Below are 15335 nucleotides of genomic sequence, written 5' to 3'. Positions count from 1 at the left end.
CAAGTACCTTGGTGGAGAAACTTCGAGACGATGCGTCACCGCGCCGACATAGTGAAGTATGCGAACCGTTGCGGCCCAAGCCACCGGAGTGCTCGTCCTGCTCCTCGGCGGCTGCACGCTGGGCTCCGACGGGCCGTCGCCGACGCACGCAACGCCGTCCGACGCTGGCCCGTCGGTGACCGAGCGCCAGCTGCTCGGGACCTGGGGCGCCACTCCCAAGACCGCCCGAGGCCCCAACACGCCGTACATCCGGTTCAACTACGACGGCACGTTCGCCGGCTACGACGGTTGCAACTCGGTGGGCGGCACCTGGGCCTTGGATCCGGCCCCCGCGACAGTCACTGCGAAGGTCGAGAGCTCGACGCTCGTGGGGTGTCCTCGGAACAGAGTCGTGTCGTTCACCGGCATGAGAGTCGACGGCACCGCCCTCAGCTACACCGTCGACGGGAAGACCAAGACGATGCAGCGCCGGACGGAGACGCCGGCCACGATGTTCCTCGTCGACAACGACACCGACCAGTTGGTGGCGGTGCCAGCACCCATCTGGCCGAGCCTCGACGTCAGGACACCACGGGCCCGGACCGCAGCCGCGATCGAGGCATTGATGGCGGGGGAGCCGATGAAGGGCAGGACCTATTCGACCTACTGGGGTACGTTCTGCAGGCGCGGCACCGGCGTCAAGTCCATCGAGCAGACCTCCGCCCGCGTCACGGTCACGCTGACCGGCAGCGGTGGCGCACTCTGCGACCTGTCCGCCGAGGGGCATGCCTTGCAGCGTCAGCAGCTGGCGTGGACGGTCGTCGAGAACCTGGGCATCGATCCGCGGACGCCCGTACGTCTGATGCACGGCCGCGACTTCCGGATGTGGGAAGAGGACGTCGTCGCCGACCGTGCCTACCTGGCCCCCGCCATCGAGTAAACCGTCAGTGCAGCGTGAGCTCGGGGTTGTGCGGGCCCTTGGGCTCGACCCAGAAGTCGAGCGCGAGCTCCTCCTCGGTGCCGCCGTTGAGGTAGATCGAGAAGTCTGTGACGCCGGCGTCCTCGAGCACGTCGTCGTCGATCAGGAACTGGCCGGTGTACTCGCGGCTCGGCTTCGTGATGATCTCGTACGCCGCGTCGGCCATGATCGCCGGCGTGCGGGAGTGGCTGACGAGGCCGGCGCCGACGACGTTGCGGACCGCGGCGGTGTCGATCGCGGTGCGCGGCCACAGCGAGTTGGCGGCGATGCCGAACGGGCGCAGCTCCTCGCTGAGGCCGAGCGTCACGAGGCTCATGCCGTACTTGGCGATCGTGTAGGCCGTGTGCTTCGTGAACCACTTGGGGTCGAGGCTCAGCGGTGGTGACAGCGTCAGGATGTGGGCGTTGTCGGACTTCTTGAGCCACTCGATCGAGGACTTGGCGAGCAGGAAGGAGCCGCGCGTGTTGATGTCGTTCATGAGGTCGTACTTCTTCATCGAGACCTCGGCGGTGTCGGTCAGGTCGATCGCGCTCGCGTTGTTGACCACGATGTCGATGCCGCCGAACGCCTCGGCCGTCTTGGCGACGGCGTCGATGACGAACTCGTCGTCGCGGATGTCACCGACGAGCGGGAGCGCCTTGCCGCCGGCCTCCTCGATCGCCGCCGCAGCGGTGTAGATCGTGCCGGGCAGCTTGGGGTGCGGCTCGGTCGTCTTGGCGAGGAGGGCGACGTTGGCGCCGTCCCGGGCGGCGCGCAGCGCGATGGCCTCGCCGATCCCACGGGACCCGCCGGACATGATGATGGTCTTGCCTGCAAGTGACATGGTCACACCCTAAAGGCCTAGAAGCGCAGGGAGTCGTTCACTGTGACCGACGTCGCTGTTGGAGACATCCTGCCTCACCCCACAGGTCGATGTGCCCCCACAGTGAACCTCGGCTCGGGATCTGCGGTGCCCGCCACGAGGTCGGCGACCATGCGGCCGACGAGCGGCACGAACTTGAAGCCGTGCCCGGAGAACCCGGCCGCAATGGTGAGCCGGCCGGTGCGGTCGATGATGAAGTCGTCCTCGGCCAGGCCGCCGTAGAGGCAGGTGCCGGAGTCGAGGGTCGCGGGGTCGACGCCGGGCAGCCACTCCCCGACGTACGTTCGAAGGTCGTCGACCTCTGCCTCGACGACCGCGAAGTCGCGATCGTCCGGGTCGACCACCTTGCCGCCGCCGTGGAAGCCGACCTTGATGCCATCGGGCGACGGCAGCCCGTACGCCTCGGGGATCGCCTCGCCGTGCTCGTCGGTGCGGCGGTGGATGAACGTCGGCCACGGTGTTGCCTCGTCGTTCGGCGTGAAGTGAGCAGGCTGCACCTGGGTCGCGGTCTCGGCCGGCAGGTCGGCGAGCCGGTGGCTCCAGACGCCGGCGGTGAGCACGACCCGGTCGGCGGTGAACGTACGTTCGCCCGCCGTGACGCTGACGCCGGCATCCGTCTCGTCGATCGCATCGACCCGAGTGTGCGGATGCCATGCGGCGCCGTGCGCGATGGCTTCGCGCTGCAGGATCGTCAGCGTGTGGTCGGGGTGCGCCACCCCGGCGTCGGGCTGGAACAGCACGGTCTGGTCGAAGCGCAGGCCCGGCCAGCGATCTGCGGCCTGCTCGGCGGTGAGCCACTCGTACGCCACCCCGGCTTGGTCGAGCGCAGCAGCGAAGGGTTCCAGGAGCTCGCGGGGACCGTGGTCGACGCCGCCGGTCTGGCGGAACACCTCGAGGTCGCTCTGCTGCTGCAGCTCGTCCCACAACGGGCGGGCGGTCAGGGCGAGCCGTACGTAGAACGGGTCGTCGTAGACGAGTCGCACGATCCGGGACGAGCCGTGAGAGCTGCCCTGGGGATGCAGCATGGCGTGCTGCTCCAGGACCGTGACCTGATGACCTCGCCGCGCCAACTCGCACGCGACGCTCGAACCCATCGCGCCGCCGCCGACCACGATGACGCTCGGCTGCTGCATCATTCGATCCTGCCAGCCACTCGGCTCGGAAGCCTAGAAGTGCATGGAGTCGTTCACCGTGGCTGACGTCGCCGTGGGCGAGAGCACGACACTGGAGGCCGTCCCGAAGCTCGTGCCGCCGTGCCACTTCTGCTCGAACGAGGCGCCGTAGTCGACCCCGTACTGGATCTTGTAGTAGCCCGCGGCCACCGGAGCCTTCCAGGTGCCGTCCAGCTCGGTGTTCACCTGCTCGACCAGGTTGTCGTAGCGATCCCAGACGAACACGATCGCGCGCCGCGGCGACACCCGGCTCGGCAACCGCAGCCTGCCGGTGATGTGCTTGGCGACCGGTGCCGTGATGTCGATGCCGGTGACGGTCTTGCCGATCGGCGTGCTCACGGGGGTCGACTTCTCGTAGTACGCGCTCTGGCCGTACCAGAACTGCGCCGTGTCGTCGGGTCCTCGTGCGGGGTCTCGAGCCTCGACCTTCACGTGCTGGGTTCCGGCCGGAAGCCCGGTGATCGTGTAGTGCCCGTCGTCGTCCGTCACGTCGAAGTGAGGGTCGTCCTCGCCGTCCGGGACGACGTTCCAGGGATGGCTGTCAGCCTCGACCACCAAGCCGGCCTGGCGGGGACTCACCGTGCCGCTGATCGTGGCGCCGACCGGCATGACGACGTTGCGACGTGGGACCGAGTAGCGGGTGACCGTGATCGACGTTGCGCCGCCGGACCAGCCGGCGTTCGGGTACCAGCGTTGGGCGTAGACGGCGGACTGCATGTCGTGGAAGAAGAGGCGGTACGTCCCGGCGCGCGACGTGAGTGAGTACTGGCCGTTCGCGTTCGTGCTGGTGCGGTCCTCGACCTGCCACCTGTGATCAGTCGAGTCGTAACGCTCGCCAAGGACGACGATGTCGCTGAGGCGTTCGCCCTGCTGGTTGGTCACGGTGCCGGAGATGGTGGGCGTCGTGGCGGCCTGGGCGGGTCCCGACAGGACGGTTGCGGTCAGAACTGCTGACGCGACGAGGACGACAGGAGGGACGGCCGACCAACGACCCGAGATCTTCACGTGCTCATGATGTCGGGATCCGGCAAGGTTTCTGCGCGCAACCATCAACACTGGGGAAGTTCTTAGACTCGGCGCGAACCTGAACGCGGTTCGACTGGGCGGCTGGCCTAGAGTCGGCCCGAACAGGCACGTGAGGAGGCCTCGGATGAGCCCAGAGATTCCCACGTGGTTCACCGATGCCTTGGGGCAGTCGTACGACCGGGCCGAGGTCGACGCCGACGGCGTACGCATCGCGTACCGCGCGTGGGGCAAGAGCGGCGACCCGGTCGCGATCCTGGTGCACGGCGGTGCGGCCCACGCCGGCTGGTGGGACCACGTCGCGCCTCACCTCGCTGCAGGGCATCGTGTCATCGCGGTCGACCTGAGCGGGCACGGCGACAGCGGTCGGCGCGAGCGCTACTCGCTCGATGCCTGGGCCGACGAGCTCATGGCCGTAGCCCGCGCCGAGTCCGACGAACCGCCAGTCCTGCTCGGTCACAGCATGGGCGGTTTCGTGGTGCTGACCGCAGCCCAGCGCCATGGCCACGCGATCCGCGGAGCCGCGGCGATCGACTCGCCGGTCCGCGAGATGTCGCCCGAGGCGCGGGAATGGGTTGCCAAGGAGCACGTGCCGGGCAACAAGACCTATGCCGACCGCGAATCCATCCTGGCTCGCTTCCGTACGCTTCCGGCGGACGCCGCGACGCTGCCCTACATCCACCAGCACATCGCCGTAGGCTCGATCCGGGAGGTCGAGGGCGGCTGGACGTGGAAGTTCGACCCGCGGATCTTCCTGCGGGCGCGGATGGAGCCCGAGGACCTCGCCGAGGCGACCTGCGACATCGCGCTGATCCGCGGCGAGCGCGGCATGGCCACGACCGACATCACCGACGTCGTCGCCGAGCGCCTGGGCCGCAACGTGCCGGTCACGGTCATCCGCGACGCCGGCCACCACATCATGCTCGACCAGCCCATCGCGCTCATCGCGGTGCTGCAGACGCTGCTCGGCCAATGGAGGAACCCATGAGCACGTCCGTCTTGCTCGACACCACCGACGGTGTCCTCACGATCACGTGGAACGAGCCCGAGCGGCTCAACGCCCTCACGGCCGACATGCTCGACGATGCCGCCGCTGCGATCGAGGAGGCGTCGGACCTGCGCCTCATCGTCATCACGGGCAGCGGTCGGGCGTTCAGCTCCGGTGCCGCGCTCGGCCCCGGCTTCGACGGCGCCGCAACGCTCGACGGCGCGAACCGGTTGGTCCGGGCGATCACGCGTACGCCCGTGCCCGTCGTCAGCGCGGTGAACGGCCTCGCCGCCGGCGTCGGTGTCTCCATCGCGATCGCCGCCGACCTCACGCTGGCGAAGCGGTCCAGCTACTTCCTGCTCGCCTTCGTCAACATCGGCCTGATGCCCGACGGCGGTGCCACCGAGCTCATCGCGGCATCGATCGGCCGCGCCCGCGCCAACCGGATGGCGCTGCTCGGCGAGCGGCTCCCCGCCGACGTCGCGGCGGAGATCGGCCTGATCCACAAGTCGCTCGACGACGAGGCGTACGACGCGGAGCTGGCGACACTGATCGACAAGCTCGGCAACGGCCCGACCGTCGCGCTCGGGGCCACGAAGGCGGCCATCAACGCCACGACTCTGAGCCACCTCGACGAGGCGCTCGACCGCGAGCGCGCCGGTCAGATCGCCCTGTTCTCGACCGCCGACTTCGCCGAGGGCGGCCAGGCGTTCCTCGACAAGCGCAAGGCCACGTTCACCGGTCGCTGAGCCGGGCTCCTGGCCAACTTTTGAAGCCTTGCGCAGGTAAAACCGGCTGGGAGCCTGCCCAACGCTTCAAAAGTTGGCGGGCGTGGCGGGCGTCAGCCTCGGAGGGCGCCGATGCCGAGCACCGCGGCGAGTCCCAGCGCGCTGCGCGGGTGATAGGCCGTCGTCCACAGCCCGCCGTGTGCGGCGTTGACCGCCTCGTCCTGCCACGGCTCCGGCTGCGCGGGGGCGCCGGACTTCAGGTCGTACGCCATGAGGGCCGCCATCAGCGTGTTGCTCGTCGCCGGCTCGAAGACCTCGACGCCGAACCGGTGCGCCCCCGCGTACGCCGCAGCGAGCGCCTTGTTCTTGACGACCGAGCGCGTACGCGTCGCGGGTGCGACGTTGAGCGACACCGTCGTGCCCTGGTCGCGCGCGGTGGTCGCGCGCCAGCGCTGGAGTCGCTTGGCGAGGGCGTAGTTGGGACCCTGCTGCGGCACCAGGGCATCGCACACGCCGGGGTCGGCGCCGGGCGGGTAGTTGCGCTGCAGGAGCCGGCCTCCGCTGATCATCCGCAAGGGCGCGCGAAGCATCCTGGACGACTCGGCGTAGGCGCGGTTGGCGTACGCGACCTCGGCCGCCGGCACCGCGAACGTGTCGGTCGGTGTCGCGAGGAACGCGAGTGCCGTGTCGTGTCGCTGCTGCACGAGGTGGGCGGCGAGCGCGTCGGCGGCCATCGACACCCGTACGTGGGACGAGCCGTCGGCATAGCAGTAGTTGCCCAGCACCAGGCGGCCCTTGAACCCGTCGAGCCAGTGCGCGACGGCCGACAGCTCGGTGACCAGGTCGGCGCCGGAGTCGTCGTCGCCGTTCGTCACGATGCGGGCCGGGACGTGCACGCGGCTGGCCGACTGCTCGGCGTACGTGCGGACGCGCTCCTGCATGTCGGGACGGGGCAGGTCGATCGCGACGACCTCGGCACCCCAGCGCAGCAACGCGCGATAGGGCGCCATCTCGGCGCCGGCTCCCAGCACCACGATCGTGTCGCCCTCGAGCCGCAGCCACTCGGGGTTGTCCTGGACCGTCTGGACCGCCTCGGAGCACGACTGCGTGATGACGCCCCGGTCGACCCATGCGTCGAGCTGGTCCAGCAGCGCCTGGCCGCGGAGCCGCTCGCCGCGATAGGGGATCGACAGCTCGGTCTCCGGCTCGGCGTCTCCCGTGACGGTGCGGGTGTGGAACACCTGTGACAGAGCGGTGCCGGTGATCGCGTCGTCGAGCGCGACGTCACCGAACCGCATCAGGTCGTGGGCGCTGCGCAGGCCCTCGGCCGCGATCGAGTGCGCGGCGGTGGCCTCGCCGATGCCGGCTTCGAGGGCACGACGGAAGTGGTTGAGGTAGTTGCGGCGCCAGTTGGTCTCGTTCTCGACCGCCCGCGCGCCGACCGGGTCGGCCTTGCGCAACGCGTCGGACAGGATCGTCCGGGCCGCTGCTGACGTGCTGTCCGTAGGAAACGACACTCCCTCAAGTCCCATCCGCTCAGACTAGGAGCGAATTTCGGTTACTGACGAGTCATGTGACCCAAACTTTTGCGTGAGCCCCACCGCTAGGCTCCCGGCATGGGATCCGTCCACCTCATCCGTCACGGCCAGGCGTCGTTCGGGTCCGATGACTACGACCAGCTCTCGCCGACCGGCATGCAGCAGTCGACCGCACTCGGGATGTCCTGGGAGGCATCTGGCTGGGCGCCCACCGCGGCGGTCGCCGGCTCGATGAAGCGGCACGCGCAGACCGCGATCGCGGCGATCGACGCGTGCGGGCAGGGCGACGGCTATGACGTCGACGAGGGCTGGAACGAGTACGACCACCTCGCGATTGCCCGGGCGCACGACCCGGCATCGCTGACGCTCGACGCCAAGGCGTTCCAGCAGCACCTCAACGTCGCCCTCGACGGATGGATCGCCGGCGAGGGCGACCACGACGAGACCTATCAGGCGTTCGTCGACCGGGTCATGACGTCGTTCGGCCAGGTCGCCGCCGCCGCCGGGCCGGGCCGGTCTATCGCGGTGTTCACCTCCGGCGGCCCGATCGCGATGGTCGCTTCGCACCTGCTGACCGGTGACGACTCGGCGTTCCAGCGGATCAACGACGTCATGATCAATGCCGCCGTCAGCACGGTCATCGTCGGCTCGACGGGGCCGCGGCTGCTGGCCCTCAACGAGAGCACCCACCTGCCGAGGGACCTGATCACCTATCGCTGATTTGAGATACCGCTAGTATCTGAACATGTCCATCGCACCCGGGTCCCGCATCCTCGTCACCGGAGCGGCGTCCGGTCTCGGACTCGCGCTCGTACGCCAGCTCGCCGATCGGGACTGTCGCGTCCTCGCGACCGACGTGCACACCGACGTGCCGGAGCCGTTGCGTGGCCTCGACCGGGTCACGTACGCGAGGCTCGACGTGACCCAGGACGTCGACTGGGCGACCGCGCGGGACTGGGTCGTCGAGCAGTGGGACGGGCTCGACTACCTCTTCAACAACGCCGGGGTCGCCGCGGGCGGGCGCATCGAGCTGTCCGAGATGGACCAGTGGCAGTGGATCGTCGACATCAACCTGCTCGGCGTCGCACGCGGCTGCCGTACGTTCGCGCCGATGCTCAAGCAGCAGGGCAGCGGCCACATCGTCAACACCGCGTCGGCGGCCGGTCTCGTCCACCCGCCGCGGATGAGCGAGTACAACGCGGTCAAGGCCGGCGTCGTGGCGCTGAGCGAGACGTTGTTCCACGAGCTCAAGCCCTACGGCGTCAAGGTCTCGGTGATCTGCCCGACGTTCTTCAAGACCAACCTCACCGAGTCGCTGCGTGGCAAGGACGAGTCGGCCAACAAGTCGGCGGCCAAGCTGATCGACAACGCCAAGCTCAGCGCCGACGTCATCGCCGGCCGGGTCATCAAGGGCGTCGAGAAGGGCCGGCACATCATCCTCACCGATCGCGACGGCAAGATCGCGTACGCCGCCAAGCGCTTTGCCCGCCCGCTTTACTACTCGATGATGGCCAAGGCCTCCGTCCAGATGTCGAAGAAGGACTGACATGCGCAAGAACGTTCTCATCACCGGGGCCAGCTCCGGGCTCGGCGCCGGCATGGCCCGCATCCTCGCCGCCAAGGGTCACCACCTCGCCCTCACCGCTCGGCGGCTCGACCGGCTCGAGGCGCTGCGCGACGAGCTGCTCGCCGCACATCCCGGCATCGAGGTCGTGGTGCACGAGCTCGACGTCAACGACCACGACCGGGTCTTCACGGTGTTCAAGCAGGCGATCAAGGAGCTCGGCGGGCTCGACCGCGTCATCGTCAACGCCGGGCTCGGCAAGGGTGGCCGTATCGGCACGGGCAAGTTCCACGCGAACAAGCAGACCGCGGAGACCAACTTCATCGCGGCGATCGCGCAGTGCGAGGCGGCGATGGAGCACTTCTACGAGCGCAAGTCCGGGCACCTCGTCGTGATCTCGTCGATGTCCGCAATGCGCGGCATGCCATCGTCCATGACGACGTACGCCGCGACCAAGGCCGGCATCGCCGCGATCGCCGAGGGCATCCGCTCCGACCTGATCGGCCGCAAGGGGCTCGACATCAAGGTGACGACGCTCTACCCCGGCTACATCGCGTCGGAGATGAACGAGGGGGTGCAGCAGGAGGCCAAGATGATGGTCGACACCGAGACCGGCTGCCGGGCGCTCGTGAAGAACATCGAGAAGGAAGTCGTCGATGCCGCCGTGCCCGCGTGGCCGTGGGCCCCGCTAGGGCAGGTCATGAAGCACGCGCCGCTCAGCATCGTGCGACGGATGGTCTGAGTGGTCTGACTCCTTCGGGCTCCACTGCTTCTGCTTGGGCCGGCCGGAGAACACGATCCTGCTGACCACGAACGCGACTGCTGCGGCGTGCGTCGCCAGGAGCACCGCCGCGACGACGACGAGTCCGATCAGGATCCACTCGGTCATCGCCCCATTTTACGTGGCCCGTGCACGGATGACGCAGGGTTCGGAGATACGTCACACTGTCGGGAACGCGACAGGTTGTGCACGCTTTCGCCTGTTCAGCAGCCGATCGGAGGGGAGCGTCAGGTGACCCTCGAGGACGTCGTCGCGCACATCGAGCAGCTGCGCGACGACCGACCGCGGACGGTCGTGGCGGTCAGCGGCTTCGCCGGCTCCGGGAAGTCGACCCTCGCCAAGGCGCTGGCCTCCACCATCCCGAGCTGCCTCCGGTTGCGGGGTGACGACTTCCTCGACCCCGTGCGGTCGCACCGTCGCTCGTACGACTGGGACGGCGTGGAACGTGCGCGGATGCGCAAGGAGGTGCTCGATCCGTACCGTCTGGGTCAACCGGTCCGGTTCCGGCCCCTCGACTGGACGACCAGGGCGCTGGCTCCGGCGACGGCGTTGCCCGACGTCGCGGTGCTGGTGGTCGACGCCATCGGCGTCCTGCACCCCGATCTCGACGGCTGCTTCGACCTGACGGTCTGGGTCGACGTCGAGCTGGAGACCGCGGGGGCACGCGGTCGTCGGCGTGATCTCGACGGCGGCCACGACCACGAACGGTTGTGGACCGAGGTCTGGCAGCGCAATGACGCCGACTTCGCGGACCGGTTCGATCCGCGGGGTGAGGCCGATGTGCTGTACGTACCGGACGATGTCGCTGCGCGAGGAATGCCGTGACGCGATAGGTTGTTGACAATGGTTGTCAATCAACGAGAGGTGACCATCATGGCGCGATCAACCGATCTCCGGCCCATCATCAAGCTCCGGTCGACCGCCGGCACGGGATACACGTACGTGACCCGCAAGAGCCGCCGCAACGACCCCGACCGCATGGGGCTGCGCAAGTACGACCCCGTCGCGGGGCGCCATGTGGAGTTCCGCGAGGAGCGTTAACCGCGGCGCACGGCCCGCAGCACGGCATCGACCGCGACGGCAGCATCTCCGTCGCGGTCGATCCATTCCCGCTCGTGCGTCAGGGCGTCGATCGGCATCCAGTCGGCCCGGTCCAGGGTCGCGGCCACGTCCTCCGCGGTGAAGCGCGGATCCTCGGACCCGTGGTTCTCAGGCGTGTGGCTGCCGTCGACCGGGTGGTGGCCAACGATCAGCAGCGTTCCACCGGGTGCGACCGAGGCGGCGAGCTCGCGGTGCAGGCGGACGAGGCCCGTTCGCGGCAGGTGCATGAACTGGGCGGACACCAGGTCGTACGTGGGGCCGGCCGTCCACTCGAAGGCGTCGGCCTGCAGCCATGTCGCCTCGACGCCTGACTGCTTCGCACGCGCGGCGGCGCCCTCGAGGGCGACCGAGGAGATGTCGATGCCGGTGACCTGCCACCCCTGCTGGGCGAGCCAGATCGCGTCGGCGCCCTCGCCGCTGCCGTAGTCGAGCGCGGTCCCCGGTCGCAGCTGCGCGGCGTACGTGACGAGGTGCGGGTTGGGGTTGCCGCTCCAGACCTGCTCGGCACCGTAGCGCTCGTCCCAGAACTCGCGGGTGAAGTGGTCCTCGGGACGCTCGGCGTGCTGGTGGGTCATGCCTCCATAGTGGACGATGCTCCACCGGGCGACAAAGCCGTTTGCCGTCCTGGCAACTACTCCTTGGACCGGGGCTTGGCGCGTACGTGCATGCGCTCGCCCTGCGGCCCGAACAGCGACAGGACCTCGGCCGGGCCCTTGCCGGCGCTGCCGAGCCAGTGGGGCAGACGGGTGTCGAACTCCGCCGCCTCGCCGACACCGAGGACGAGGTCGTGCTCACCGATCATGAGCCGCAGTCGCCCCGACAGCACGTAGAGCCACTCATATCCCTCGTGCGTCTTGAGCCCGCCGGTGTCGTCGGGCGTCTGGCCCGGCGGCATGACCACCTTGTACGCCTGGGGACCTCCGGCCTGCCGGGTCAGCGGCACGTACGTGCGACCGTGCCGGGTGATCGGCTCGGCCTGGATCCGTGGGTCCTCGCTGGGGGGTGCCTCGACCAGCTCGTCGAGCGTCACGCCGTGCGCCTTGGCCAGGGGCAGCAGGAGCTCGAGAGTCGGCTTGCGCTGCCCCGACTCGAGCCGCGACAGCGTGCTGACGGAGATGCCCGTGGTGGCGGACAGCTGCGCGAGGGTCGCGTCTCCGCGCTGGCGCAGAGCGCGCAGCCGGGGGCCCACCGAGGTCAGGGCGCTGGCGAGTTCGTCGGTCATGGCGTCATCTTGCCACATCAGCAAAGGCATTTGCGTGTGGCGCGGCCTCGACGAACACTGGGTCCATGAACCCCAACGCATACGACACCATCGTCATCGGAGCCGGCGCGGCCGGTCTGTCCGCCGCCCTCGTGCTCGGGCGTGCTCGTCGGCGTGTCCTCGTCCTGGACGGTGGGCCGCCGCGCAACGCGCGAGCCGCGCACGTCAACGGCTACCTCGGCGTCGACGGGTTGAGTCCGCTCGAGCTGCTCGAGACCGGCCGCAGGCAGGTCGAGAAGCTCGGGGTCGAGATCGTCGCGGAGGTGGCGACCAAGGTCGAGGCCGCTGACGGCGGCTTCCATGTCGTGGCGGGCGACGAGCGGCTGCACGCGAAGCACGTGGTGCTCGCCGCTGGCATCACCGACGCGTTGCCCGACCTCCCCGGCGTCGCGGAGGGGTTCGGCGTCGACATCTTCCACTGCCCGTACTGCCACGGTTACGAGGTCGCCGGCAAGCGCCTCGCGGTGGTGGCGACGCAGCCGATGTCGGGCCACCAGGTGCGGATGGTGCGGCAGTGGAGCGACGACGTGGTGTTCTTCCTCAACGACACAGTCGAGCTCGATGTGGCCGAGCGCCGGGTGTTCGCGGCCCGGGGAGTCGAGGTGGTCGACGGACCGGTCGGCGAGGTCGTCCGCCGCGACGGCGCACTGCACGGCGTACGGGCGGCCGGATCCGTGCACGAGGTGGATGCGGTCTTCATGGCGCCGAGGATGGTGCTCAACCTCGATGCCTTCGCCGGCTTCGACCTCGAGATGACTGACACGCCGATGGGGCCGGTCGTCGCGGCCGACCCGATGGGCGCGACGAACGTGCCCGGTCTCTGGGCGGCCGGCAACGTCGCCGATGCGGGATCGCAGGTCATCGCCGCTGCTGCTCAGGGTGCGCGAGTCGGCGCCATGATCAACGGCACCCTCGTCGAGGCGGAATGGGCTGAGGCCGCTCAAGCCAGCAGCTGACGCGCCAGCTCGCCGACCTGCTCGGACTCGACGAGGAACCCGTCGTGCCCGTGGTCGGACTTCACGACCTCGAGCGATCCCGACCCGGGGATGCCGTCGGCCAGCTCCTGCTGCTGGTGCAACGGGTAGAGCCGGTCGGAGTCGATGCCGGCGACGATCGTACGAGCCGTGATCCGCGAGAGCGCCGCGGTGATGCCGCCCCGATCGCGGCCGACGTCGTGGCTGTTCATCGCCGCGCTCAGCACGACGTACGAGTTGGCGTCGAAGCGGCCGACGAGCTTGGCGCCGTGGTGCTGGAGGTAGGACTCGACGGCGAACCGGCCGTCGTCCTGCATCGTGCGGCCGAAGCGCTCGGCCAGCTCGTACTCGCTGCGATAGCTGATGTGGGCGATGCGCCGGGCGAGGTCGAGGCCTTGCAGGGGTCCTTGGGGTCCGTCGTAGTAGTCGCCGTCGAAGTACGCCGGGTCCGCACGGATCGCGTCGATCTGGGTCGTGGAGAGCGCGATCTGCTCGGCCGACGCGGCGGCGCTGGTGGCGAGCAGGAACAGGCGCTCGACCCGCGCCGGCTGCTCGATCGCCCACTCCAGCGCGCGCATGCCGCCGGCGGACCCGCCGATGACGCCTCGCCAGCGGTCGACACCGAGGCGGTCCGAGAGCGCGATCTCGGCACGCACCTGGTCGCGAACCGTCAGCGCCGGGAACGAGCCGCCCCACGGCAGCCCGTCGGGATCACGCGAGGCCGGCCCGGTCGAGCCCTGGCAACCCCCGAGGATGTTGGCCGCCACGACGTACAGGCGATCCGTGTCGATGGCCTTGCCCGGCCCGACCAGGGCGTTCCACCACCCCGGCGTGGGGTGACCGGGCCGCGCGCGACCGGCGACGTGGCTGTCGCCGGTCAGGGCGTGCAGCACGAGCACGGCGTTCGACCCGTCGAAGCGTCCCCACGTCTCGTACGCCAGGCGCACGTCCGGAAGGGTCACTCCTGAGTCGAGGACGACGTCGCCGATGTCCGCGATCTTCCGGGCGCCCAGCGGATCCCCCTCCCGCCACGCGCCGGTGACGAGAGAGGGATCGATGCTGGGGCTGATCGTCACGCTCGATCGATCACTTGGCGGCGCGGAAGCCGGCGTCGAGGTCGGCGAGGATGTCGTCGATGCCCTCGAGGCCGATGGCGAGGCGTACGAGCCCGGGAGTCACTCCGGTCGCGGCCTGCTCCTCGGCCGACAGCTGCGAGTGCGTCGTGCTCGCCGGGTGGATCGCCAGGCTGCGTACGTCGCCGATGTTGGCGACGTGGCTGAACAGCTCGAGCGAGTCGATGAACGCCTTGCCGGCTTCGAGCCCCCCGGGCAGCTCGAACGTCAGCACGGCGCCGGCGCCCTGCGGGACGTACGTGTCCGCCAGCGCCTTGTACGGGCTGGAGTCCAGGCTCGCCCACGTCACGGTCGACACGTCCTCGCGCGCCTCGAGCCACTCGGCGACCCGGCGGGTGTTGGCGATGTGCCGCTCGACGCGCAGGCTCAGCGTCTCCAGGCCCTGGGCCAGCAGGAACGCGCTGAACGGGCTGATCGCGGCGCCGATGTTGCGGAGGTACTGCACGCGCAGCTTCGCGATGTAGGCAGCCGGGCCGAGCGCTGCGGCGTACTGGAGGCCGTGATAGCTCTCGTCGGGCTGGGTGAACCCGGGGAACTTGTCGCCGTGCGCGCCGTAGTCGAACGTCCCGCCGTCGATCACGACGCCGGCGATCGTGGTGCCGTGGCCGCCGATGTACTTGGTCGCGGAGTGCACGACCGTGTCGACGCCGTGCTTGAGCGGGTTGAGCAGGTACGGAGTCGCGATCGTGTTGTCGACGATGAACGGCACGCCGACCTCCTTGGCGACCGCCGAGATGGCCTCGAGGTCGAGGACGTCGCCCTTGGGGTTGCCGATCGTCTCGCCGAAGTACGCCTTCGTGTTGGCCTTGGTGGCGGCGCGCCACTGCTCGGGGTCGTTGGGGTCCGCGACGAAGCTGACCGCGATGCCGAGCTTGGGGAAGCTGTGGCGCAGCAGGCTGTCGGTCCCGCCGTAGAGGCTCGACGACGCGACGATGTGGTCGCCGGCCTCCGCGACGTTGGTCAGCGCGCCGGTCGTGGCAGCCTGGCCCGAGGCGAAGAGCAGCGCGCCGACACCGCCCTCGAGTGCGGCGAGCCGCTCCTCGACGACGCCCTGGGTCGGGTTGATGATGCGGGTGTAGATGTTGCCCGGCTCGGCGAGCGAGAACAACGCAGCGGCGTGGTCGGTGTCGCGGAACTGGAACGACGTCGTCTGGTAGATCGGCAGCGCGCGGGCTCCGGTCGTCGGGTCAGGGGTCTGACCTGCGTGGATCTGCTTGGTCTCGAAGGACCACTGGTCGCTCATGATGGTGTC

At 69.4% G+C, this 15335-nt stretch carries 18 protein-coding genes; 9 read left to right on the top strand and 9 right to left on the bottom strand.

Annotated elements, in window-relative coordinates:
* The first annotated feature begins 58 nt into the window (after window positions 1-58).
* On the top strand, window positions 59-919 hold the full coding sequence (locus ASE12_RS11055; RefSeq protein ID WP_082582204.1) for an META domain-containing protein: 861 nt from the start codon (window positions 59-61) through the stop codon (window positions 917-919).
* A gap of 4 nt (window positions 920-923) precedes the next feature.
* Here the strand turns inward: ASE12_RS11055 and ASE12_RS11050 are convergent, their stop codons facing one another.
* From ASE12_RS11050 to ASE12_RS11040, 3 genes are all read right to left on the bottom strand, one after another.
* On the bottom strand, window positions 924-1781 hold the full coding sequence (locus tag ASE12_RS11050) for an NAD(P)-dependent oxidoreductase (protein WP_056404762.1): 858 nt from the start codon (window positions 1779-1781) through the stop codon (window positions 924-926).
* 74 nt (window positions 1782-1855) lie between these two features.
* Entirely contained in the window at window positions 1856-2953 is a 1098-nt protein-coding gene (locus ASE12_RS11045) for an FAD-dependent oxidoreductase (RefSeq protein WP_200955003.1), read from the bottom strand.
* Window positions 2954-2986: 33 nt separating this feature from the next.
* Entirely contained in the window at window positions 2987-3997 is a 1011-nt protein-coding gene (locus tag ASE12_RS11040) for a carboxypeptidase-like regulatory domain-containing protein (protein WP_056400309.1), read from the bottom strand.
* A gap of 145 nt (window positions 3998-4142) precedes the next feature.
* On the opposite strand from ASE12_RS11040, the gene ASE12_RS11035 reads away from it, so the two are divergent.
* Entirely contained in the window at window positions 4143-5003 is an 861-nt protein-coding gene (locus ASE12_RS11035) for an alpha/beta fold hydrolase (protein ID WP_056400308.1), read from the top strand.
* Window positions 5000-5752, top strand: coding sequence for an enoyl-CoA hydratase-related protein (locus ASE12_RS11030; RefSeq protein ID WP_157412901.1), 753 nt, complete (start codon window positions 5000-5002; stop codon window positions 5750-5752). The genes ASE12_RS11035 and ASE12_RS11030 overlap by 4 nt, the downstream gene beginning before the upstream one ends.
* Window positions 5753-5844: 92 nt before the next feature.
* Here ASE12_RS11030 and ASE12_RS11025 read toward each other — a convergent pair whose 3' ends face one another.
* Window positions 5845-7263, bottom strand: a complete 1419-nt coding sequence (locus ASE12_RS11025; RefSeq protein WP_056400302.1) for a hypothetical protein — start codon at window positions 7261-7263, stop codon at window positions 5845-5847.
* Window positions 7264-7347: 84 nt separating this feature from the next.
* Here ASE12_RS11025 and ASE12_RS11020 point away from each other — a divergent pair, with 84 nt between their 5' ends.
* The 3 genes from ASE12_RS11020 to ASE12_RS11010 are packed head-to-tail and all read left to right on the top strand — an operon-like array spanning window position 7348 to window position 9575.
* Window positions 7348-7989: a histidine phosphatase family protein gene (locus ASE12_RS11020; RefSeq protein ID WP_056400301.1), complete on the top strand. Its 642-nt coding sequence runs from the start codon at window positions 7348-7350 to the stop codon at window positions 7987-7989.
* Between the two features lie 25 nt (window positions 7990-8014).
* On the top strand, window positions 8015-8815 hold the full coding sequence (locus ASE12_RS11015) for an SDR family NAD(P)-dependent oxidoreductase (RefSeq protein WP_056400298.1): 801 nt from the start codon (window positions 8015-8017) through the stop codon (window positions 8813-8815).
* Window position 8816: 1 nt separating this feature from the next.
* Window positions 8817-9575: an SDR family oxidoreductase gene (locus tag ASE12_RS11010; RefSeq protein WP_056400295.1), complete on the top strand. Its 759-nt coding sequence runs from the start codon at window positions 8817-8819 to the stop codon at window positions 9573-9575.
* Here ASE12_RS11010 and ASE12_RS11005 read toward each other — a convergent pair.
* Complete coding sequence (locus ASE12_RS11005; RefSeq protein ID WP_056400290.1) at window positions 9522-9722, bottom strand: hypothetical protein; 201 nt, start codon at window positions 9720-9722, stop codon at window positions 9522-9524. The two genes, ASE12_RS11010 and ASE12_RS11005, sit on opposite strands and share 54 nt — an antisense overlap.
* 123 nt (window positions 9723-9845) lie before the next feature.
* On the opposite strand from ASE12_RS11005, the gene ASE12_RS11000 reads away from it, so the two are divergent.
* Both ASE12_RS11000 and rpmG read left to right on the top strand, forming a co-directional pair.
* Complete coding sequence (locus ASE12_RS11000; protein WP_056400287.1) at window positions 9846-10439, top strand: uridine kinase; 594 nt, start codon at window positions 9846-9848, stop codon at window positions 10437-10439.
* Between the two features lie 48 nt (window positions 10440-10487).
* Window positions 10488-10655, top strand: a complete 168-nt coding sequence (gene rpmG, locus ASE12_RS10995; RefSeq protein WP_056404761.1) for a 50S ribosomal protein L33 — start codon at window positions 10488-10490, stop codon at window positions 10653-10655.
* Here the strand turns inward: rpmG and ASE12_RS10990 are convergent.
* The gene (locus tag ASE12_RS10990; protein WP_056400285.1) at window positions 10652-11290 is read right to left on the bottom strand and encodes a bifunctional 2-polyprenyl-6-hydroxyphenol methylase/3-demethylubiquinol 3-O-methyltransferase UbiG; all 639 of its coding nucleotides are present in this window, start codon (window positions 11288-11290) and stop codon (window positions 10652-10654) included. The genes rpmG and ASE12_RS10990 overlap by 4 nt on opposite strands.
* 56 nt (window positions 11291-11346) lie before the next feature.
* Window positions 11347-11937: a helix-turn-helix domain-containing protein gene (locus tag ASE12_RS10985; protein WP_056400282.1), complete on the bottom strand. Its 591-nt coding sequence runs from the start codon at window positions 11935-11937 to the stop codon at window positions 11347-11349.
* A gap of 65 nt (window positions 11938-12002) precedes the next feature.
* Here ASE12_RS10985 and ASE12_RS10980 point away from each other — a divergent pair, with 65 nt between their 5' ends.
* Window positions 12003-12932: an NAD(P)/FAD-dependent oxidoreductase gene (locus tag ASE12_RS10980; RefSeq protein WP_056400280.1), complete on the top strand. Its 930-nt coding sequence runs from the start codon at window positions 12003-12005 to the stop codon at window positions 12930-12932.
* Here ASE12_RS10980 and ASE12_RS10975 read toward each other — a convergent pair.
* Both ASE12_RS10975 and ASE12_RS10970 read right to left on the bottom strand, forming a co-directional pair.
* Window positions 12917-14026 carry a homoserine O-acetyltransferase gene (locus ASE12_RS10975; protein WP_235508893.1) on the bottom strand — a complete coding sequence of 370 codons (1110 nt, stop codon included), beginning with the start codon at window positions 14024-14026 and terminating at the stop codon, window positions 12917-12919. The genes ASE12_RS10980 and ASE12_RS10975 overlap by 16 nt on opposite strands.
* A gap of 10 nt (window positions 14027-14036) precedes the next feature.
* Window positions 14037-15326 carry a bifunctional o-acetylhomoserine/o-acetylserine sulfhydrylase gene (locus ASE12_RS10970; RefSeq protein WP_082582203.1) on the bottom strand — a complete coding sequence of 430 codons (1290 nt, stop codon included), beginning with the start codon at window positions 15324-15326 and terminating at the stop codon, window positions 14037-14039.
* Window positions 15327-15335: the final 9 nt, after the last annotated feature.

This window comes from Aeromicrobium sp. Root236 (genome assembly GCF_001428805.1).
GTDB lineage: Bacteria > Actinomycetota > Actinomycetes > Propionibacteriales > Nocardioidaceae > Aeromicrobium.
Note: the sequence above shows the minus strand (reverse complement) of the source record. Positions and strands in the feature narration are given on the sequence as shown.